21 protein-coding genes are annotated in these 22409 nt (G+C 32.1%); 3 read left to right on the forward strand and 18 right to left on the reverse strand.

Features of this window, described 5'->3' with window-relative positions; all coding sequences use genetic code 11:
• Window positions 1-89 precede the first annotated feature (89 nt).
• The 13 genes from MUN68_RS01680 to kynU all read right to left on the reverse strand — a co-directional run bounded on the left by MUN68_RS01680 (window position 90) and on the right by kynU (window position 13037).
• Window positions 90-1235: a hypothetical protein gene (locus MUN68_RS01680; RefSeq protein ID WP_249995044.1), complete on the reverse strand. Its 1146-nt coding sequence runs from the start codon at window positions 1233-1235 to the stop codon at window positions 90-92.
• 5 nt (window positions 1236-1240) lie between these two features.
• A complete protein-coding gene (locus MUN68_RS01685) occupies window positions 1241-2329 on the reverse strand; it encodes an amidohydrolase family protein (RefSeq protein ID WP_249995197.1) in 1089 nt (362 codons plus the stop codon).
• An 81-nt stretch (window positions 2330-2410) separates the two neighbouring features.
• Complete coding sequence (locus tag MUN68_RS01690; RefSeq protein WP_249995043.1) at window positions 2411-2947, reverse strand: 3-hydroxyanthranilate 3,4-dioxygenase; 537 nt, start codon at window positions 2945-2947, stop codon at window positions 2411-2413.
• Between the two features lie 210 nt (window positions 2948-3157).
• Window positions 3158-3940, reverse strand: a complete 783-nt coding sequence (locus MUN68_RS01695) for an SDR family oxidoreductase (RefSeq protein ID WP_249995042.1) — start codon at window positions 3938-3940, stop codon at window positions 3158-3160.
• Window positions 3941-4048: 108 nt separating this feature from the next.
• Window positions 4049-5839 (reverse strand): aldehyde dehydrogenase family protein, encoded by a 1791-nt coding sequence (locus MUN68_RS01700; RefSeq protein WP_249995041.1) that lies wholly within the window; start codon window positions 5837-5839, stop codon window positions 4049-4051.
• 77 nt (window positions 5840-5916) lie between these two features.
• Window positions 5917-6615: a DUF6090 family protein gene (locus MUN68_RS01705; RefSeq protein ID WP_249995040.1), complete on the reverse strand. Its 699-nt coding sequence runs from the start codon at window positions 6613-6615 to the stop codon at window positions 5917-5919.
• 38 nt (window positions 6616-6653) lie between these two features.
• On the reverse strand, window positions 6654-7424 hold the full coding sequence (locus tag MUN68_RS01710) for a DUF6090 family protein (protein ID WP_249995039.1): 771 nt from the start codon (window positions 7422-7424) through the stop codon (window positions 6654-6656).
• On the reverse strand, window positions 7421-8137 hold the full coding sequence (locus MUN68_RS01715) for a DUF6090 family protein (RefSeq protein WP_249995038.1): 717 nt from the start codon (window positions 8135-8137) through the stop codon (window positions 7421-7423). The genes MUN68_RS01710 and MUN68_RS01715 overlap by 4 nt, the downstream gene beginning before the upstream one ends.
• A 45-nt stretch (window positions 8138-8182) precedes the next feature.
• Window positions 8183-8875, reverse strand: coding sequence for a DUF6090 family protein (locus MUN68_RS01720; RefSeq protein WP_249995037.1), 693 nt, complete (start codon window positions 8873-8875; stop codon window positions 8183-8185).
• A gap of 31 nt (window positions 8876-8906) precedes the next feature.
• Window positions 8907-9659, reverse strand: coding sequence for a hypothetical protein (locus MUN68_RS01725; protein WP_249995036.1), 753 nt, complete (start codon window positions 9657-9659; stop codon window positions 8907-8909).
• Between the two features lie 127 nt (window positions 9660-9786).
• The gene (locus tag MUN68_RS01730) at window positions 9787-10191 is read right to left on the reverse strand and encodes a RidA family protein (protein ID WP_249995035.1); all 405 of its coding nucleotides are present in this window, start codon (window positions 10189-10191) and stop codon (window positions 9787-9789) included.
• A gap of 61 nt (window positions 10192-10252) precedes the next feature.
• Complete coding sequence (locus MUN68_RS01735) at window positions 10253-11650, reverse strand: FAD-dependent oxidoreductase (protein ID WP_249995034.1); 1398 nt, start codon at window positions 11648-11650, stop codon at window positions 10253-10255.
• 118 nt (window positions 11651-11768) lie between these two features.
• On the reverse strand, window positions 11769-13037 hold the full coding sequence (kynU, locus tag MUN68_RS01740) for a kynureninase (RefSeq protein ID WP_249995033.1): 1269 nt from the start codon (window positions 13035-13037) through the stop codon (window positions 11769-11771).
• Between the two features lie 152 nt (window positions 13038-13189).
• On the opposite strand from kynU, the gene MUN68_RS01745 reads away from it, so the two are divergent.
• Window positions 13190-14581: a sensor histidine kinase gene (locus MUN68_RS01745; RefSeq protein WP_249995032.1), complete on the forward strand. Its 1392-nt coding sequence runs from the start codon at window positions 13190-13192 to the stop codon at window positions 14579-14581.
• Between the two features lie 170 nt (window positions 14582-14751).
• Here the strand turns inward: MUN68_RS01745 and MUN68_RS01750 are convergent, their stop codons facing one another.
• Complete coding sequence (locus tag MUN68_RS01750) at window positions 14752-15444, reverse strand: hypothetical protein (protein WP_249995031.1); 693 nt, start codon at window positions 15442-15444, stop codon at window positions 14752-14754.
• A gap of 108 nt (window positions 15445-15552) precedes the next feature.
• Between MUN68_RS01750 and MUN68_RS01755 the strand changes: the two genes are divergently transcribed.
• A complete protein-coding gene (locus MUN68_RS01755) occupies window positions 15553-16347 on the forward strand; it encodes a class I SAM-dependent methyltransferase (RefSeq protein ID WP_249995030.1) in 795 nt (264 codons plus the stop codon).
• Here MUN68_RS01755 and msrA read toward each other — a convergent pair.
• From msrA to MUN68_RS01770, 3 genes are all read right to left on the reverse strand, one after another.
• A complete protein-coding gene (msrA, locus tag MUN68_RS01760) occupies window positions 16344-17000 on the reverse strand; it encodes a peptide-methionine (S)-S-oxide reductase MsrA (RefSeq protein WP_249995029.1) in 657 nt (218 codons plus the stop codon). The genes MUN68_RS01755 and msrA overlap by 4 nt on opposite strands.
• A gap of 203 nt (window positions 17001-17203) precedes the next feature.
• Entirely contained in the window at window positions 17204-17983 is a 780-nt protein-coding gene (locus tag MUN68_RS01765) for a zinc ribbon domain-containing protein (protein WP_249995028.1), read from the reverse strand.
• A 2-nt stretch (window positions 17984-17985) separates the two neighbouring features.
• Window positions 17986-19080 (reverse strand): Nif3-like dinuclear metal center hexameric protein, encoded by a 1095-nt coding sequence (locus tag MUN68_RS01770; RefSeq protein WP_249995027.1) that lies wholly within the window; start codon window positions 19078-19080, stop codon window positions 17986-17988.
• Window positions 19081-19154: 74 nt separating this feature from the next.
• Between MUN68_RS01770 and lpxK the strand changes: the two genes are divergently transcribed.
• A complete protein-coding gene (gene lpxK, locus MUN68_RS01775; RefSeq protein ID WP_249995196.1) occupies window positions 19155-20156 on the forward strand; it encodes a tetraacyldisaccharide 4'-kinase in 1002 nt (333 codons plus the stop codon).
• On the opposite strand, the gene MUN68_RS01780 is transcribed toward lpxK, so the two are convergent.
• On the reverse strand, window positions 20157-22388 hold the full coding sequence (locus MUN68_RS01780) for an ATP-binding protein (protein WP_249995025.1): 2232 nt from the start codon (window positions 22386-22388) through the stop codon (window positions 20157-20159). It lies immediately after the preceding gene.
• Window positions 22389-22409: the final 21 nt, after the last annotated feature.

Genomic DNA, 22409 nt, shown 5'->3' on the forward strand with positions numbered 1-22409 from the left:
TTGGCAATGTATTAACCAAGCATTTTTATTTCGAACATTGTTTCTAATTATAGTAATTTATAATCAATTGTGCTTATTTGTAACTGAAGTTAGTTTACTGTAATAAGTGAGTTATAGTCTTTGTTTTCAGTGGTTTTTAAGAATTCTTCTAGGAGTGTCGAATCTATTGTGATGTGATTAGGAATCATACGTAATCTGTAGCGACCTTCACCAATAAATGTAAAAAGATCTCGTCTTTCTAACTGTTGCATGCTGTCTAAGTCTAAAATTGTATTCGTATTATCGATAATTCTTGTAAGATACGTTTGATTCTTTATTTCTCCAGCTAATCCAACAATTAAACTTTGCGTATCGCCTTCTCCATATTTACGTCTAATAGCAAATTTTAATAGATTCTTATATTGCGTCGTTTTAGAACCAAAATCTATCGTTTGTTCAAACACACCTTTTGTAGGAATACTGATTTTAACCAAACTCCAATCCCTGAAACTGATGGTCATTTCGTTAGGCTTAGGCATATTTGCTAAGCGAATAACCCAAGTTGTAGAGAGTACTAAAAAAATAGAAATCAACGATGTTTTAGCAATTATTTTAATAAGATTATTGCTGAAGTCATTGCCGTAATTTACGAAAACTTCTGAAAGTTGAGAGGAAAACATGAGCAATACAACAAGTGTAGAAATGATACCAACGATTTTTAAACCTCTGTGTGCAAACGTTCTGTAAAGGGAAATGCCTAATAAAGAGCATAATAATCCTGATAAGATTAAATCCGGAATTCCACTAAAATTAATATCATTTCTAATCGTATTTGTTTCTGAAAAGTTGGACAATAAAAACGTGGAAATTGAAGTGATTACAATCACAACTAGAATTTTATTAATGTTTTTAGTGTTGTTGTAAATAAAACGTGGCGCATAATAAAAGTAGAATAGAGCCAATAATAAAAACATGTTATTGACGATAGACAACAAATGAATTCCGAATTGAAAAGGGATTGTTTTTTCAAATGAAAGTAAGTGTCCAAAATAAGACCAACATCCAGAAATAACCCAAATAAACATGGCCAGACTTAAATATAACAACCCTTTATCAACACGCTTTTTGGTCTCGTCTTCCTCTAAAATTATTTTAAATCGTTTTCTGATATTAAACCAAAGCGCTAATAGTAAGATAGCACCAATTAGTGAAATAAAAATATGTGATAAAAAATAAAATTCAGAAACGTAGGTCATTGTAATTATCCTAAAATTCTGTTGACCAATTTTTGTTTAGCCTTTTCATCATCACCACATAACCATTGTATGACATTATCTTCCCAAATAGCATCACGTTGAGCTTCATTGATAATATTTTGATTCACGGCGAGGTCTAATATTTTTCCTGGATAAGAACTTTGTTTTTCGCTTTCCATTTCTCCTAAAGGATAAGGATCATCTAATCCCATTAACACCTGTTTTGAACCTTGGTTTTTCATAAGTAAATCTAGACCACCTGTGTCGTGAACTAAGGTGTCAAAGAAAATATTTTTATGTCCAACAGCTTTTCTAGGATGGGTTTTGCCTTCAAATAAATCGGGTCTGCCATCAAACCCTTGAATACGTCTTCCTAAATTGATTTGTGCTAGTTGTCCACCATGAGCAAAGCAGATTCGCATGTTCTTATACTTTTCATAATAACCATTTAAGGTTAAAAAGTGATACGCATCAGCACATTGAGCAAGCATCCAAATCAAATGAAAACGCCAAGATGTATTTTCTAGTTTAATGAATTTCTCACCATCATAAGGGTGAACTTCAACCGCTAAATTATATTTATCAGCAAGCTCAAAAATAGGCTCGTTCTCTTCATCAAAAATGCAGCGCCAAGTACCAATAGTATCCATGTAATGTGTTGGTAAACACAACAATTGCATGCCTAATTCTTCAACACAACGCTCAATTTCCCAACAAGCACCTCTAACAAAACCAGGATGTACTACAAAACCAGTCGTAAATTTACTCGGATTCTCTTTTTGGACTTTAGCATTAAAATCATTCTGAAAACGTAAAGCTTGCTTCATTTCTTCAAGTCTAAGGCCATTTCCGTAGAGTTGAGATAAGTTTAAAACCACAGCATGATCAATTTTAAAATGCTCCATCCAAGCCAGCTTCTCGTCTAAAAAGAAACTAGAATCTGTAATGGGACGATTCCAATCCTTTTGAAGCATAAATTTTCGGTCTTTATCGACCCAAAAAATTCCTTTATTTTTCATGAATTCAGGAATCTCTTCAGGATAAGGAAGCAGATGTGAGTGACCGTTTATTCTTAGTTTGCGTTTTTCTTTCATAAGTTCTACTGAGCGGAATTGAAGCGTTTCATTAACGTTATTTGTCATTACTGCAAAAACAGAAATCTATTGTAATTAAAATTAGTCTTCTAATTGTACTTTTTTTGGTGGTTGCATGACTTCGCCACAATTCGGGCAACTACGCTTGTCTGTATCACCATAATATTTGTCAAAAATGGCAGGCATATCGGTTTCAATATTATCTAAAGTAAAGTCTTCTTCATACAATTTGGTCGTGCAGTTTTCACAAAACCATAATAAAGCATCTTGTACGCCTTCATCACGTGGATATTCAATAACTAAACCTACAGTATTAGCACCTCTTTGCGGAGAATGCGGCACTTTTGGAGGTAATAAAAAGATCTCTCCTTCTCTAATATGAATGTCTTTTGGTGTGCCTTTATCAATCACTTTTAAAACGATATCACCTTCCACTTGATAGAAAAATTCTGGCGTTTCATTGTAGTGATAATCTTTTCTACTGTTTGGTCCTCCAACAACCATAACGATAAAATCACCATCTTTCCAAACCACTTTATTACCAACTGGAGGCTTTAAAAGGTGTCGGTTTTCTTCAATCCAAGCTTTAAAATTTATTGGTGGAAATAATTTACTCATCGTGTTTTATTTTGGGCGTTACAATTTACTTATACCTACAAGGTTTTTAAAACCTCGCAGGATGCAAATTGTCAGGCTTTTCACTGTATCTTTTTATTTGTCTCTTCGAGCGCAGTCGAGAAGTCGTCAAATAAAAAGGATGCCGTTTCAATCCTTAACGCAAATTCATCAATCCTATAAAATTAGTAATAAAAAACGGAATTTTTTAGTCTATAAACTTTTTGTTCGTCCACCATCCACAGGAAGATTAATTCCATTGATATAAGCAGCAGGTTCACTAGCTAAAAAAGTTATGGCTGCAGCTAATTCTTCTGGTTTGGCAAAACGTTTTGCAGGCACAGCACTTTTCATAGCATTGGCAGATTCGTCTTCGGTTTTTCCTGTTTTAGCCGATTTGTTTTTAATGATTTCAGCTAAACGATCTGTTCCTGTAGCGCCAGGAAGTACATTATTGACAGTAATTCCAAATTGACCTAATTCATTAGCTAAGGTTTTGCTCCAATTGGCAACAGCACCACGAATGGTATTGCTAACACCTAAACCATCAAGAGGTTGTTTTACAGACGTTGAAATCACATTAATAATCCGACCATAATTTTCGCTTTTCATATAAGGAACAACCGCTTGTGCTAACACATGATTGCATTTTAAATGTTGCGTAAACGCACTTTCGAATTCTGAGACTTCAGCAGAAAATACGGGTCCACCTTTTGGTCCTCCAGTATTATTCACTAAAATGTGAAATCCGTGATGTTGAGAAATATAGGCTTCTACTTTTGTTTTCAATGCTGCTGGATTAGAAAAATCGGCTACGATGTAATCATGAGCTCTGTGTTGAGGTAATTCAGCTAAAGTTGTTTTAAGTTTATCTTCATTTCTAGCAATAAGAGTGACTTGAACCCCTTCTTCAGCTAAAGCGATTGCTGTTGCTTTTCCTATTCCTGCTGTGCTTCCACAGACTAATGCGTATTTATTATTTAAGTTTAAATTCATAATATGGTTTTGGCGTCAGTTCGAGTGAAAATTCTTTTTTAGAATTTTTATATCGAGAACAAATTACATCTTGATACAATTTTTTTCAAAAATCACTCGATGTGACGATTAATATTTTATACATACATTCTTAGCTTCAGTAAAAAAGCGTAAGGCTTCAAAACCACCTTCACGCCCAACACCTGATGCTTTAACTCCTCCAAATGGTGTTCGTAAATCTCGCATCATCCAGGTATTTACCCAAACGATACCAGCTTGTAATTGGTTGCTCATTCGCATGGTGCGTTTTAAATCGTTTGTCCAAAGTGTTGCTGATAATCCGTATTTAACTTTGTTTGCCATTTTTAATACATGGTCTTCAGTATTAAAAGGTATAATAGTCACTACTGGACCAAAAATTTCTTCCTGATTCACACGACACTCATCATTAGGTACTTCAATAACGGTTGGTTCTAAGTAATATCCATTTTCATAACCTTTGACTAAGACTTCCTTTCCACCACATAACACCGTTCCATTTTCGTCTTTAGCAATTTGGATGTATTCTTTTACTTTCTCTAAATGTGGTTTTGATACTAAAGCACCAATATTCGTGTCAGCTTCAGATGGATGACCTACTTTGAGTTGTTTTATTTTTTCAACAAAATCAGTTTTGAACTTGTCATAAATAGAAGCTTCCACAAAAATCCTACTTCCGCAAAGGCAAATCTGACCTTGATTAGCAAAAGAGGAACGGACTGTTGTATTTAACATATCGTCATAATCGCAATCTGCAAAAATGATGTTTGGGTTTTTTCCACCTAATTCCAACGATAGTTTTTTAAACATTGGTGCTGCCACTTTTGCAATGTGAGCTCCAGTTGCTGTTCCACCAGTAAAACTAATGGCTTTAATATCTAGATGTTCAATAATGGCTTGTCCAGTTGAACCACCAAGACCATGAACAATATTTAAAACACCTTTTGGGAGTCCAGCTTCATTACAAATTTCACCTAAAAGGTAAGCAGTCATTGGTGTAACTTCACTCGGTTTTGCTACGACGCAATTTCCAGCAGCTAGAGCAGGAGCGATTTTCCAAGTAAAGAGATAGAGTGGAAGGTTCCAAGGTGAAATGCAACCCACAACTCCAATAGGTTGACGTAAAGTATAATTGATGGCTTGCTGTCCGACACTTTCATGGCTTTCACTAGCAAATTGAGTAATGGCATTTCCGAAGAACCGAAAATTACTTGCTGCTCTTGGAATGTCAACACTTTTAGCTAATGAAACAGGTTTGCCATTGTCTTTAGATTCTGCTTCTGCAAAGCGTTGTACGTTAGCTTCGAGTAATTCTGAGATTTTGATGAGAATGCGACTGCGTTCTTCTAAAGTGGTTTGTGACCACACAGGAAAAGCAGATTTTGCAGCTATATATGCGTTTTCAACGTCTTCTTTTGACGAGTTTGGTATTTGTCCGTAAACTTCACCGTTTGAAGGGTTATAATTATCAATCCATTGGTCTTGAATTGGATTGTGGAAGTTTCCGTTGATATAGTTTTTTATGTTCATTTTATTGTCTGGTCGAGCGCAGTCGAGACCTACTTTATTGTTAGGATTATAATTAGAATGTGTTGCATTTCTACATTCAGATAAAATATGCAACAAATCAAACTCTCCGTTGGCTAAAGCTAGTTTCTTTTTTGCACTCCAATTTTTAATTTTCTTCTCAAAAAGTATTGCTTGCTCAATATCGTTAAATTCTTGATGAAATATTAATTTTAAAGGTCTTCTTTTGTATGTAAAACAATTTTTATTCCTTCCTTTTTGATGTTCTTCTAATCTTCTAGATAAATCGTTTGTAACTCCTGTGTAAGTTAAATTGTCTGAACATTGTAATATGTAAACAAAATATGATTTCAATTTAAATTATTATTTAAAGTAGGTCTCGACTGCGCTCGACCTGACAAACCTTAAGTACAAGAAGTGACAAGTTAACATTATTTTATATAATTTTCTATAGCTTCTTTTAATTTTTCTGCTTCAATATTGACTTTATTTAAGGTTTCTAAGTAAGCAATATTAACGCCTAAAAAAGCATTTAATGATTGTTGATATTCGCGATCACTTTTTAGCCCTTCAAAATCATTGGGTACCATTTTGTCAATAGAATCATTAACAATGACTGTTGTGAAATACGTTCTGTAATAATCTAACATATAACTGTAGAAATCTAAATGCACTTCTTGAAAACTTCCTTTTGTATCATTTATAGATGAGGTATGGAATTTTCCAATTTCAGAACGCAACTGTGGATCTTCAATAAGATCTGTTCCTATAGAAACCAGAGATTGATAACCACTAGTTTTAAAATCAATTTCATCATATGCATTAACAGCTCTAAAATGATAAGCAAGAGAATCGTGATAGGTGTTGTCTGTTTCTAGGACATCAATTATTGTTTTAATAGAATTAATTGTTCTGTTTAAATTATTGGTTCTAGTATTAAGAACTCTGTCTAAATCAAAAAGTGTGTAGTCTAAATCTGAAATAATCTCAGTGAGTACTTGTCGCTCTTTTTCTTTCTGTTTTTTGTGTTCATTCCAGTTGTTGATCTGAAGCGCAATTAAAATCCCAATAACTACAAGAATAATTTCACCAATGGCATATTTGAAATATTTGCCTGTTTTGTTTTCCATAATTTGGTTTTGACGAATCTTTCTGAAGAATTTAATCATCATTTTATATTAAATCTAACTTCTAACTCTTTATTAATGTTTTCTAAATGCTTTTTAATATCCTCAACTATATAATAAAGCCTTAAGCGATAGTCTTCTTTTTTATTAGCTTGTAAAAGCAAATATTCTTTATATATTGGATGGTGGATTTGCTCAACATTGTATCTGCGGCTTTTGTAAAAACCTGTAGTGTCTTTATTGGGCTTAAAATAATCTTCGTAAAGATTGATGTCTTTCAATTGTTTGTTCTTTTCAATGATCTCATTTTCATACCTAACATATATATTATCCATAAAGTACTTCGTACGTGGTAAAGAAACTTCATAAAAACGTATAAGGCTGTTACGCAGAGAATCTGTTTTAATTTTTTCAACACCACTAGATTTTAATGCTTCATACGCACCTTTGTCATATGAAAACACTAAACCCCAATTTGCTTTTTGAATAAGTTTAGTAATTGTTTTGTCATTAAGTTGTAATCGATTTTGCCTAACGAGTAAAAGGCTATCTATGGCTTGATCTTTAACAATGTTTCGATCACCTAATCGTTGAAAAAGTGAAAAGTCGTTTTGAAGTGATTTTTGAATTTCAACTAAAATTTGTTTTTCATATTGGCGTTCTTGTCGGTTGTTATTCCAATTATTAATCTGAAGTGCAATGAGAATCCCAATCACGACGAGGATAATTTCACCAATAGCATATTTGAAATATCTACTTGTTTTATTTTCCCTGAGGAGGTTTTGACGGATTTTTGTAAAGAATTTTATCATTTTGTATTTTCAATTAATGACATGACTTTTTTTGCAGCACTATCCATAGTTTCATAGCTTTTAAGAATGGTTCTTAACCTTGACACCCTAAAATTAGCGCCTTTAAAAGCTGGAAAATTCATTAGTTGATGTGCCTTTTTTAAATTGTCTTCAGTTGGATCGCTTCTGATGTCTTTTATAGCAGTAATAAATTGAAGTACAACATTAGATTTAAACATGTCATATTCCATTTCTTCTATAAAGTTATTCAAGCTCTGTTCTTCTTGTTCAATATCTGTAACTAAATTATAATACTTATAGAGTTCTGTTTCTATAACAGTGCCTTGAATTTTACTTAAGTAACCTGAGTTTTTTAAGGCTTCAAATCCGCTTTTGTCAGATTTAAAATAGACATCAAAAAGGCTATTGTATTTATATAAATACGTTGATGTATATTCACTAAATTCATCAATTGTTATTGTGTTTTGATTTGCAAGTTTTATAAACTGTTGCGCACCCAATTTCGAACTGTCTCGAAAGCTCTTAATAACATTTAGATCTATGACATCTGATTGTATATTCTTAGAAATATTATTAAGATAGCCTTTTAGTTCGGCTTTTTGTTTGTTGTTCTCATTCCAATTATTAATCTGAAGTGCAATGAGAATCCCAATCACGACGAGCACTATTTCTCCAATGGCATATTTGAAGTATTTGGATGTTTTGTTTTCCATGAGTAAGTTTTTGCGAATATGTCTAAAGAATTTAATCATATTACTTTAATTGTTTTTTGGTTTAGAAAGTGCAATGATGTCATCTAAAGTCTCTAATACTTTTTGTAATTCTCCACTAGAATTTAAAATTTGATCTAATAAATCTGATCTATTCTTAATTAAGTATTCAAATTCTAATGTTTGCAAAGCATCAAAATTATTTCGAGGATCGTTAAAGTTAATATCCCAATCAAAATGTTTTGCAAAATAAGGGTCGAATTGTTCCCATACATAAGCTCTAGACCTTAATTCTTCTTCTTGATAGTCTTCAATTAAATCATTCCAAGAAATCAATAAATCGCGTAGATTTTCATTAGAAATAATATCAAAAGAAGAGGTGTTGGTCAGTGCATTGATGCTTGATTGTGAAGGGTTAAATGTCATACCTCCATAAGAATCCCACATATAACGCGATAAAGAGTCTAATTCTATTGGTTTAGGTTTAGAGGTGATTGGGAAAAAGTTTATGATTTTTTTACAAGCGTTATGAGCTAAATTATGTTGGTATAGGACTGAGTCTAATTGTTTTTTGTTGCCTTTAAACTCTTTGTGAATATTAGCTAAAATGGCAGATTCTTTGTTTAATTTTAATCGGTTTTCATTCCAATTATTTATTTGAAGCGCAATCAGAATCCCAATAACCACAAGTACAATCTCACCAATAGCGTATTTAAAGTATTTGCCTGTTTTGTTTTCCATAAGAAGGTTTTGACGAATTTTTCGGAAGAATTTAATCATTAGCTTGAGGTTCTGTTGCTTGAAGAATGTCTTCTATTAGTAGATCAGTTTCATCAAGTCTAAAAATGACCTGTTGATGTAACCATAATGAATTATCTATTAAGTTTTCAAATTCCACTTTTTGAAATAATGGATAATAATTAGGCTTTACTTTAGAAGTTCCAGCCCATTTAAAGTTGGCATTACTGTCCATTTCCTTGAAAGAAATATGTGGTAACAAAAAGGGTAAAAAATGATCGTTACTCCATGAATCTAGTTTTTCATAACGTGTTTTACTAATTTCAGAGAGCGAATTCCATTGGTATAAAAGCGAAGAAATCGAATCGTTTTCAAAAAGATTAAGACGTCCATTTTGTACGATGCTATGAACTGCATTGTTAGCAAATGCAATTTCGTTAGAAGGGAATGATTTAAAAAATAAGCTGTCTAAATTATGATTTAAAAGTTCTTCTTCAGAAGCACCAACAAAACTCATTAACTTAATTAAGGCATTAATGGCTTTTTTCTCTTCGATCCTAAAGTTCGCAACAACTTTTTTATTCGATTTAAATTCTAAATGTAGTTTAGATATTAAATCTTTTTTTTCTAATTGGTTCAATCGGTCTTGATTCCAATTGTTAATTTGTAAAGCTATAAGAATACCAATTACCACAAGAATTATTTCACCAACAGCGTATTTAAAATATTTGGGAGTTTTTCCTTCTGATAGCAATTGTTGACGTATACCTCTGAAAAATTTAATCACATTTTTTATTTAAAAAGTGATTAAGCGATGGTTGGTTTGAGGTAAGTATGTTTAAAAATAAGGAATTCTATTCACTAATCTTATGTTGAAATGTTTCGACTACGCTCAACATTACAAAACAGGCTTGTTATTTTGGCATATAAGCCATGACTTTAATTTCTACTACTAAATCTGGATGTGGTAATTGATGCACAGCTACTGTGGTTCGTGTTGGTCCAGTTTCTTTTTCAAAAAACTCTGCATAGGCCTTGTTGTAATCTGCAAAGTCATTCATATTGACTAAAAATGACGTGACATCGACCACATCTTTTAAACTTGCGCCTACTTTTTGTAAATTCTTATCAATATTTTTTAAGACTTCTTGGGTTTGCGTGTAGGCGTTTAAACGTTTGGTTCCCATCTCGTCAATGATGTCAACACCAGCAATGGTATTGTCTGGTCGCCTTGAACTCGTTCCAGAAACAAAAATAAAATCGCCAACTTGTTTGATGTGTGGATAGGCTCCTCTTGGTGTTACTATGTTTTTGCTCATAATTTTGTTTATTTGTCTGGTCGAGTGCAGTCGAGACCTCTCGACTGCGCTCGAGGTGACATTATCTCAATCTTGCAATTCTATCGTCTTGAAGAATGGCATCGGTTTCTGTTATTACTTTGTCTAAAATATCTTTTAAATCATCTTCAGTGGATATAATTCCATCAGTTAACAGATTTAAGATGGCTTTGTCTTGCGCTCTTCCTTTTAACATGGCTTCTCTGTAACCAATATCTTCGTTAAAAGTGACTAAGCTGTATTTTGAGGAATAATCTTCAGGGAATTCTTTCTCTAAAGCCATTTCTATTTTTCGCTTTTCTTGAAATATGGCTTGACCAACATGACCTTTCATTTCATGGAAATTATCAATCGCCAAATCTGCTATGGCATCTGTGTCTTTCTTTCTTGTTTTTTCATATTCAGAAAAAATAGTGTCCCAGTTGCCTTCATGTTCATCTAGAACCTTATCAAATTCTACTACATCTTCAAAAGACGCATTCATTCCTTGTCCGTAAAAAGGTACAATAGCATGTGCAGAGTCTCCCATTAATAGTGTGTTTCCTTTATAATGCCAAGGCGAACATTTTACGGTTCCTAAGGGAGCTGTTGGGTTTCCGAAGAAGTCTTCAATCAAGTTAGGCATCAATTCTAAAGCATCAGGGAATTCTTTTTGGAAGAATTCTGTTACGATTTCTGGTGTTGTTAAATTATTGAAATTGTATGCTCCTTCATCATAACTCAAGAATAAAGTTACTGTAAAGCTTCCGTCTAAATTGGGTAAAGCGATGACCATAAAATCACCTCTTGGCCAAATATGCAAAGCGTTTTTATAGGTTTTATAATCTCCAGTTTCGGTTGGAAGAATTGATAATTCCTTATAACCATGTGTTAAATAATCTTGAGAAAAACTGAATAGAAATTTACGTTCTAAATAGTAACTTCTTCTTAAGGCAGAACCTGCTCCATCAGTGGCTATGATTATATCAGCATCTTCGACAAATTCATCTTTTGTTTGATAGTCTCTAAATCTTGCAGTCGTGTGTTCAAAATCTACCGATTTACATTTCTTATTAAAATGAATGGTAACATTGTCGTGTTTTTCGGCTTCAGTAAGTAGAAGTCCGTTGAGTTCACCTCGAGAAATAGAGTTGATGTATTCGTGATCTCTTCCGCTATAGTTTGATAAAAACGTATTGCCTTCAGTATCGTGAATCATACGACCATTCATAGGAATACAAAGCGCTTTGACTTTGTCTTCAATACCAACCAATTTCATGGCTTTATTGCCTCGATCTGAAAATGCTAAGTTGATAGAGCGACCAGCAGAAATATCTGTTTTACGTAAATCTGGACGCATTTCGTAGACCGTAACGTTGTAACCTCTTTGACCAAGGCGCAATGCGAGAAGACTTCCGCAGAGTCCTGCACCAATGATTAATATATTTTGTTGTTGTTTCATATGATTTTTTGTCTGGTCGAGTACAGTCGAGACCTTTTTGAGACCTCTCGCTAACTGCGTTGTGTACTTTCAATGAAAACATATTTTCACTTCAGTAGTGCTCGAGGTGACACTATCTTTAATTCAATATTGTTTTTAAACGTTCCACAAATCCATACACATCCATATACGAATTATATAGAGGAACAGGAGCACATCTAATCACATCAGGTTCTCTCCAGTCGGTTATGATTCCAGCATCAGTGAGTTTATCATGCAAAGCTTTATCTGCATTTTTTACTTGAATTGAGAGCTGACAACCACGTTCCTTAGGATTGCTAGGTGTGATTATTTTTATATCTGAGTTATTTAGTTCATTTAATAGAAATTCAAAATAACCTGTTAAATGCTCTGATTTCTTACATAATTTTTCAAATCCAGCCGTTTTAAATACATCTAATGATGCTCGAATTGCAGCCATTGATAGAATAGGAGGATTGCTTAATTGCCAACCTTCAGCGCCAGGTAATTGATCAAAGTCATCACGCATTCTAAAACGTGTTTTCTTATTGTGTGACCACCAACCTGTAAAACGATTCAGGTCTTTATTGTTTGCATGACGTTCGTGTACAAAAGCACCAGATAAACTTCCTGGTCCAGAGTTTAAATATTTGTAGCTACACCATACAGCAAAATCTGCTCCAGAATCATGAAGATTTAGTTGTACGTTTCCTGCTCCATGAGCACAATCGAAACCTACAACACATCCATGATGATGTGCTAAAGCAGCAATACGTTTTAAATCGAAAAATTGCCCTGTGTAATAGTTGACACCACCAATCATAACCATAGCAATCTCGTCTCCATGTTGTTTTAAAATGGTTTCTAAATCATCGTAATTGGCTAGTTCTTCACCTTCGCGAGCTTTCCAGAGAATTAAACCGTCTTTATCATCATAACCATGGTGACGCAATTGCGATTCAACAGCATATTTATCACTAGGAAATGCATCTGCTTCAATCAATATTTTATAACGTTTTGAAGTTGGTTTGTAAAAGCTTACCATCATAAAATGAAGATTTGCTGTTAGCGAATTCATAACAACAACCTCTAAAGGTTTTGCACCTACAATGTTAGCCATAGTTTCTGTTAAGAACTCGTGGTAATGTAACCAAGGATTTTTGCCTTCAGTATGACCTTCAACTCCTAGATTTGCCCAATCTTCAAGTTCCTGATTAATATAATTTTTTGTGATTTTAGGTTGTAAGCCTAAAGAGTTTCCTGTCATATAAATGACCTCATTTCCTTTGTTGTCTTTCGGGATATGAAACTGCTGTCGATAGCCTGATAATTCGTCTAATGTGTCTTGTTGCTTTGCATAATCAAGACCAAGTTTATAGTTGGACAAAATGTGTTTATTTTCGGTTGCTAACAAAAATAGCATAATTATATGATATTTCTGTTAATCGAATAAAGTAGAAAGAAACATGAAATTAAAAGGAATTAGATAATTTTGTGCTTATATTTCTAACAAAATTTATCAGATACAATTATTTTTATATGTTAAAAAGACTTTGGTCCTTATACCACCAATGGTATGTGAATTATAGTAGTTTTTCAAGTGAAAACGAAAAAGAAGACTTGACTTATTTTAGAGACAAATTGTTTATTTCTATTTTAATGTTAACGGTTGTACTAGGCCTTGTCTCTTACTTTCCTAGTGCAGGAATGGCTATTTTATTAGACAAATGGTTTGTGTTTTATGTTGATACCATTGCTGTTTTTGTATTATTGATTTTGTTTTTTAATAAACAAATGAGTTTGAAAACAAAGAAAATTGTGTTTTCTGTCAATTTTTTTGCTTTGTCATTTGCGCTTATTATTGATTTAGGATTTAATGGAAATGGTACGATTTTGCTTTTTTTACTTAGTGTTTTAATGACGCTTTACAGTGGAAGAAAAGCAGGAATAATATCTGTGTTAGTGACTACTATTTTTTATGTGGTTATTTTAACTATATATAATTTTAAATGGATTGATTTGCCATTTTATAAAATATCTCCTATTGAGATTGTCCTAATCGTTTGTGTTAATAATGTACTTTTTACTCTACTTACTGTTTTCTCGGTTTCATTTTTAATAGACCAATTGCACAATGCTTTATTAAAGGAAAGTCTATTGCAGGAAGAGCTTATTAAAAAACATGAAAATGTCATAATAGCTAAGGAGAGAGCTGAGCAATCAGATAAGTTAAAGTCTGCTTTTTTAGCCAATATGAGTCATGAAATTCGAACACCAATGTATGGTATTTTAGGATGTGCTGAACTTTTAAAATCATACAATTCAGAAGATGAGGATTTTAAGGAATACGTGAATGTTATTGAAAATAACGGAAAAGAATTGTTAGGGATTATTACAGATATTTTAAGTATTTCTAAAATAGAAACAGGATTGATGAAAGTTAACACATCTAAATTTGATGTTAATGAGAGTATTGCAGCTGTTTATAAATTGTTGTTGCCAGAAGCTGAAACAAAAAAGGTTCATTTTACTTTAAATAGTTTTATTTCTAAAAGAGATAGTATTATAAAATCAGATCAAGATAAGTTTACAGCTATTTTAAAACATTTGATTGAAAATGCTATTAAATATACTTCAGAAGGCGATAGCATTGTTCTTAGTTGTAGTTTGGATGGTAGTAGTGCTTCACAATTAAAATTTTATCTAAACGATACTGGTATTGGAATTCCTGCAGATAAAGTAGAAACTATTTTTAATTCTTTTTATCAAGTTGATGTGGCTAATAAAAATACGCTCAATGGTTCAGGTGTTGGTCTCTCAATAGCAAAAGCTTATGTGGAAATGTTAGGAGGAGATTTGGAATTAGAAAGTAAAGTAGGTGAAGGAACTTCTTTTTGGTTTAGTATAGATATGGATTTAAAAACCGATTAAATCAATCGAATTATAGACTTTTAGAAAAAAATAAAGCGCTTCAACTAAATAATTGAAGCGCTTTGAATATATATAGACGCAATATGCGGAATATTTTTATATATACTTTATATACGTCTATGAGTCGTAAATTGGATGTTATAATTACAGGCGATTTTCAATTTTAATATTTATTTAACTTTAATGTTTGAAAAGTACAAGTTAAAATTACCTTCAGTCATTTTATGGTCTTTTGCGATTTTCATACCGTTGAATTCTTCATAGTTTTCAAAAGTATTGGTCATTGAAGGTGTTTCAGAATTACCTTTTCTGAACACCCATTCTCTAATGAGATAATCTTCATCAAAATAAATATCATAAGCGTCACCAGGAGTATAGCCTCCTTTGTTTCCGTAAGTTAAAGTGATTTTGTTTTGTTTTATTTTTGAAATTGGAGCGACTTCTTTTATAGATTCTGAAATTGTTGTGCCTTCATCCCAAACCAATTGAAAAGGTAATAATAGCCAGAATTTATCGTTAATAAAACCTTGGTCAACTTTAACAAAACTAGGTTCGAGTTTATCATGTCTTGTATACATGATGATAGAGTCTTTACTGACAATAGAAACCACATAATTATTTTTTGGTTGCCATTTCCAAGTCCGTTCAGAATGGTTTTCATCTCGATCAACATTAAATGTGAATTGAATTTCATTCACATTTTTCCAATTATCAATGCCATGAGCTTGTGCGATTTTTTCGGCAGAACTAAGCTCTTTTTTTACTTCAGATATAGTTTCAGGTTTTGAGCTTTGTTCTTTTGTTTCAGCTTTGCAAGCTGCCAGAATTGAGAGTATACAAATAATAGTTAGTAGTCGTGTCATTAGTTTTTTAACAAAGATAATCTAATCAAGTAGTAGAAACCTAGCAGATGATGTTTGGTGTTTGCATTTCCATAGTTATTATTACTTTAGCACTTTATTAATGAAGCAATGAGAGAAGATTATTTTGAAGTAAACAGACAAACATGGAATGAAAAAGTGAAAATACATTCTAAAAGTGATATGTATGATTTAGAAGCTTTTAAAAACGGTAAGTCTTCATTAATGACTTATGAATTAAATGCTTTAGGTGATGTAAGAGGAAAATCCTTATTGCATTTACAGTGTCATTTCGGACAAGATACTTTAAGTTGGAGTCGAGCAGGTGCCAAATGTGTTGGTATTGATTTAAGTGATGAAGGGATTACTTTAGCGAAATCTTTAAATGAAGAACTTCAACTTGATGCTGACTTTGTGCGATGTAATGTTTTAGATACGTCTAAGAATATAAAAGAAGTGTTTGATATTGTATTTACGTCTTACGGTGTTATTGGATGGTTACCAGATTTGAAACCTTGGGGAAAAATGATTGCTGAGCGCTTAAAAAAAGGAGGTGCGTTTTATATGGTTGAATTTCATCCTATTGTTTGGATGTTTGATTATTTAGAAGGTAAACCAATGATGACATATGGCTATATGCAAGACGAGGCTATTTACGAAGAATACGAAGGTACTTATGCGAATCAAAAATCAAAAATGATAAGTAAGGAATATGGCTGGAATCATGGTTTAAGCGAAGTTATTAATGCTCTTGTTGAGGCAGGTTTGAAAATTGATTACTTAAACGAATGTGATGAAAGTCCGTATAATGTTTTACCAAACTTAGTAGAAACTAAATCTGGAAATTATGCAACTAATGATAAATTGTATCCTCTTATTTTTGAAATTAAGGCAACTAAAATTTAATGATTCGCTTTTAAAATAGTTGGCATTTTAGCTTGAAAACTTCTTAATCTTGGAATTGATACATTCCTAATATAACTATTATTTGGATGAAGCCTTTCGTAATTTTGATGATAGTCTTCTCCTATCCAGAATTTTAAAAACGGATAAACTTCCGCAGCAATTTTTGCATTGAGTTCTTTAGCTAAAGTAGTTTTCTTCTTTTCAATGATTTTTTTCTGTGTATCATTTTGATAAAAAATAATAGAACGATATTGAGATCCATAATCTGGTCCTTGACCATTAACCTGTGTTGGATTTTGAGACGCAAAAAAGACATCCACTAAAGTTGCAAAGCTTACTATATTTGGATTATAAATAACTTCTACAGCTTCTGCGTGTCCTGTTCTTCCGGTATTGCTCAATTGATAAGTTGGTTTATCTGTAAAACCACCAGAATAGCCATTAATGACTTCATCTACACCTTTAACGCTTTCGTAAACAGCTTCTACACACCAAAAACAACCACTAGCAAAATAAGCGCGTGCTTTTCCGTTATCTAAAGGGACTTCAATTGGACTTGCATTAATAATGGCCTGTTGTTCATTACTAACTTGCGCAATGTTTTTGCAACTGAAGAGTAATGTGATGATTAATGTTATAAATAATGTTTTCATTTTTATGAATAGTTTTTCAATTAGTCGATAAAAGGGAAGATACCTTAATATGAAATTTGTGAAAATTATATTAAAGTTTAGTTTTGAGATTATTAAGTTCTATAATATTGAAATTGTAATATTGCAATATTACGATTATAAAAACAATAAAAAAGCCTTCAATAAGAAGTGAAGGCTTTTTAAAATTTATAATGGATAGTTCACTAAAGTTTTGCAAACATTTTTTCCATTTTTTCTTTCTCTTCTTCAGCTAATTCAGCATCAACTAAAATACGTCCACTATGCTCATCAGTAATTACTTTTTTACGAGAAGCAATTTCAACTTGAATTTGTGGTGGAATTGTAAAGAATGATCCTCCAGAAGCACCTCTTTCAATTGGTACAACCGCTAATCCATTTTTTACATTATTTCTAATACGTAAGTAAGCGTTTACTAAACGATCGTCTAACTTCTTTTGGAAATCTTCAGATTTTTTAAGTAATGCATCCTCTTCTTTTTGAGTTTCAGCTAAAATTTCGTTTAACTCACCACGCTTATGCTTAAGGTGTGTTGTGCGATCTTTAAGTTTGCTTTTAGTTTCAGAAATCACTTCTTTTTTCTGATCGATCTGAACTTTAAATTCTTTGATGTGCTTTTCAGCTAATTGAATTTCTAATTCTTGAAACTCAACTTCTTTCGTTAAAGAATTGTATTCTCTGTTATTTCTAACATTCTTTTGCTGTTCGCTATATTTTTTGATTAGCGCTTTCGCTTCTTCAATAAGATTTTTCTTTCCTTTGATTTGGTCGTCAATAAGATCTAAGTTCGTACCTAACTTTTCAAGTCTTGTATTTAAACCTTCAACTTCATCTTCTAAATCTTGAACCTCTAGAGGTAATTCTCCTCTTAGGTTTCTAATTTCATCTACTCTAGAGTCGATTAATTGTAAATCATACAATGCTCTTAATCGTACTTCAACAGATGTTTCAGCTTTTTTTGCCATAATTATAAATACTTTACCGGATTTGTATTCGTCGTTGATAAAACGACTGCAAAATTAGTAATTTTTTTCGAGAGATAGTCTACTAAAAAGCTTTTTGTGAACTGTTCGCTTTCGTAATGTCCAATATCAGCCAATATAATGTCGTTTCCTGCAGAAAAGAAATCGTGATATTTTAAATCTGAAGTTACTAATACATCAGCTCCAGCTGCTTTAGCTGCAGAGATTGCGAAACTTCCTGATCCTCCTAAGACTGCGATTTTAGCGATATTATTTTTTGAGAGATTTGAATGTCTAATACAAGAGACATTCATTTTTTCTTTTACAAACTGAAGAAATGTTTCTGTTTTTTGACTGTTTTTTAATTCGCCAACCATTCCTATTCCAATATTTTGGTTGTAATTATCAAGCGTTGTAACTTCAAATGCAACTTCTTCATATGGATGATGTTTAAAAAGTGTATTTAAAAGCTGTGACTCGACATGTTTATTAAATGTAACAGAAATTTGAGTTTCTGGTTCTTCATGTAATTCACCTTTTGTTCCAACTTTCGGATTTGATGATTCATTTCCTTTAAATGTACCTTTTCCTTCAGTATTAAAACTGCAATTATCGTAATTTCCAATATTTCCAGCTCCTGCTTTAAATAATTCAGTTCTTAAAGCTTCTGCATTCTTTGTTGGAACATAAGTGGTTAATTTTTTTATGGTTCCTTTTTGTGGAATTAAAATCTTTTTATTTATTAAGCCTAAAGTGTTACAAATAATATCATTTACACCTTTAAGTGCATTGTCTAGAGCTGTGTGAATTGCATAAATAGCAATATCATTTTTAATGGCTTTTAAAACAGTTCTTTCAACATATGATTTTCCTGTTATCTTTTTTAAACCTTTAAAAATAATAGGATGGAAGCTCACAATAAGATTACAATTCTTTTCAATGGCTTCATCAACAACAGTTTCTAAAGTATCTAATGTTACTAGTATTCCTGTGATTTTTGATTGTTTGTCTCCAACTAGAAGTCCGACATTATCAAAGTCTTCAGCATATTGAAGAGGAGCCAATTCTTCTAGATAATTGATAACATCTTTTACAATCATAATTATAAATTTGTTTCAAATATAAAATTTTATAGTCATTTGATATGATTATCTTAGCAATTGATTTCGTCAAGATGAAACTAATTAGAAACATACTTTTTCCAGTTGTTCCCGTTTACTATTCAGTAACATGGTTGCGAAATAGATTGTATGATTTAGGTTGGAAGTCTTCTACAGTCTATCAAATTCCAATAATATGTGTTGGCAATTTGAGTGTAGGAGGCACAGGGAAAACACCAACAATAGAATATCTTATTCGGTTTTTAAGTCAGAATTATAAAGTAGCGACTTTAAGTCGAGGTTATAAGCGTGACTCTTCAGGATTTATTATTGCAGATGAAAATGCAACTGTAACTTCAATTGGTGATGAACCCTTTCAGTTTTATAAAAAATTTCAAGATGTAACCGTAGCTGTAGATGCAGATAGAAGGCATGGGATTTCAGAATTACTGAAACAAAAGCAACTCGATCTTATTTTGTTAGATGATGCATTTCAGCATAGAAAGGTGAAAGCTGGATTTAATATTTTATTGACATCTTATGATAATTTGTATTGTGATGATATTGTTTTGCCAACAGGGAATTTAAGAGAACCAAGGTCTGGAGCAAAACGTGCTGATCTAATTGTGGTAACTAAATGTCCAGGAACGATCTCTGAGGAAGAAAAATTTACTGTTATTAATCGACTAAAACCATTGCCTAATCAAGATGTGTTTTTTAGTTCGATTGTATATTCTGAAACTGTTTTGAATGAGACTGGAAATATAGCATTATCAGATTTAAAAGATGAATTTACCTTAGTTACTGGAATTGCCAATCCGCAACCATTAGAAGATTACTTAAAGCATAAAGGGTTGAAATTTGAGCACTTGAAATTTAAAGATCATCATAACTTTAGTGATGAAGAGATTTCTAGTTTAAAAAGGAAGAAAAGAATACTAACTACCGAAAAGGATTATGTAAGATTGCAACCTTATTTTCAAGATAATGATACCTTGTTTTATTTACCGATTGAATTTAAGATAGATCAATCTGAAGTATTTAAAAATACAATTAATAATTATCTAAAAACTTAATTATACAGACGGAGTTGTCTTTTCGTTTTCTGCAAGTACTTCGTATAACTTCTTCTCAAAATCTTCTTGTTTGAAAGGCTTAGAAATGATGTCATCAAATCCAGCTTCATCAAACTCATGCATTTTGTCTTCTAGAGTTACCGCTGTAAGTGCAAAAATAGTAAGTTCTTTGTCGAATGTTCTAATGATTTTAGTGGCTTCTAGTCCGCTAATTCCTGGCATGTGAATGTCCATGAGTACAACGTCGTAAGTATTTTCTCTTACTTTTTCTACTGCAGCTTCACCATTGTCTACGATTTCACACTCAAGACCCATCTTATTCAAGATTTTCTTGGTAATCATTTGATTAATCTTGTTGTCTTCAACAATCAAAATCTTAATGTTGCTAATGTCCAATTTGCTAATGTTTTTAGAGTAATCCTCTTTAATAATTTTAACTTCTTCTGGAGCGTAGGTTAATGGGATTTCAAAAAAGAAAGTAGTTCCTTTTCCGAGTTCACTTTTTAGGTAGATTTTTCCTTTTAATATTTCAATTAATCCTTTTACAATGGATAGACCTAGACCTGTTCCACCATATTTTCTATTAATTTGTATAGAGCCTTGGGAGAAGCTCTCAAACATATTGTCTTGTTTTTCTTTAGAGATTCCAATACCATTATCTTCAATTTCAAATCGAAGCATGTGGTCGTTTCCGTTTTTAGAAATACTATATACTCTTACCCAAATATCTCCATCTTTAGTAAACTTGATGGAGTTACCAATGAGGTTGATTAATATTTGTGATATTTTTAAATTATCTCCAACAAACGTATGTGGTAAATCTTTTTGATATTCGAAGTGCATTATGGTATTGTTGTCTAATGCCGAATTATTAAGTGCAGAAACTACGTTTTCTACTTTCATTTGCAAGTTAAACTGAACAGGATCAAGTTCGACTTTATTAGCTTCAATTTTGTTAATTTGAAGAATATCATTAATAAAGGTCAATAAGTAATCACCTGAAAACTTTAAAGACTTTAAATGTGGTATTTGGTGTTCTTTAGGTTCTTCATCTAATAACATGTTTGTTAAACCAGTTACAGCATATAAAGGTGTTCTAAGCTCGTGAGTAACTGTAGATAAAAAGTTTGCTTTAGTTTTTGAAGCTTGCTCTGCTTTACGCATCGCTTCTATAAGATCATCATTTTTTTCATGAAGCATATTATTAGATTTCAATCTAATATTGTTGTTTTTATAAAGAGCTAAGGTTAACAATGATAAAATTGTAATTAAGGCAATGCTTAATATGGTTGTTATTTTTGCTAAACTACTTTCAGATTCTTGTTTTTCTATTATATTTTTTAGCTTTTCATAATCTGCAGCATTGTATGCATCAATATATTGTACTCTTTTTTCAGGCGTTAAATTTTCTCTTCTGACATTAAGAATAGAATCCGAAAGCTGAACATGTTTAGCAAGATATTCATGTGCTAGTTCAAAATCAGTTTCATTTTCATAGATATTACTTAATGTTAAATAGGCTTCATTAGTATTCTCAATAAATCCGTTAGTATTTGCAATGTCAAGACCTTCTTTTGTTATCGAAATCGCCAATTGATTATTTCCAAGTTTGTCAACTGTTTTTCCACTATAGATTAAGGCGTTTGATAAAATATTATTTTGATTATATTTTTTGGCAAGTACGATTGTACGTTCAAGCAGTGCTTTTGCTGTTTTATAATCTTTAAGTTTTAAATTAACTTTTGCTTCATTTAATGTCACTTCAGGTATAAAATGCTCAAGGTTTTCTTCCTCGAATTTGGTTTTTGCTGAATTGTAGTAATCTAAAGCTGTTTGGTATTCTTTTTTACTTGCGTGAAGTGAGCCTCTAATATTATAGGTCATGGCTAAATTACCATAATCATTAATTTCACGTTGTATTTCTGCTGCTTTAGTCAATGAAACTAAAGCATTTTCATACTCGTTAACTGTGTATTGTAGTTTAGCTATTTTGGTGTGAATTTCGCCTTCGCTCTTTCTGTCGCTTATTTTTACAGCGATAACAAGCGCTTTTTCAAGGTTGTCTTTTGCATTAAAATATTCACCTCTCTCATTATCAAAAGTTGATTGAGTGATTAGGTTTTCAATGCGCATTTTTAATATATCAACATCTTCTTCTGTATCAATTTGAGCAAAAGCAAATGTCGATAAAGTGATTAAAAAAGCTAATATGTAATATTTAATTTGGGACATATTTTGGCCACTTTATTTGGA

The organism is Psychroserpens ponticola, assembly GCF_023556315.2.
In the GTDB taxonomy this organism is placed as follows: Bacteria; Bacteroidota; Bacteroidia; order Flavobacteriales; family Flavobacteriaceae; genus Psychroserpens; species Psychroserpens ponticola.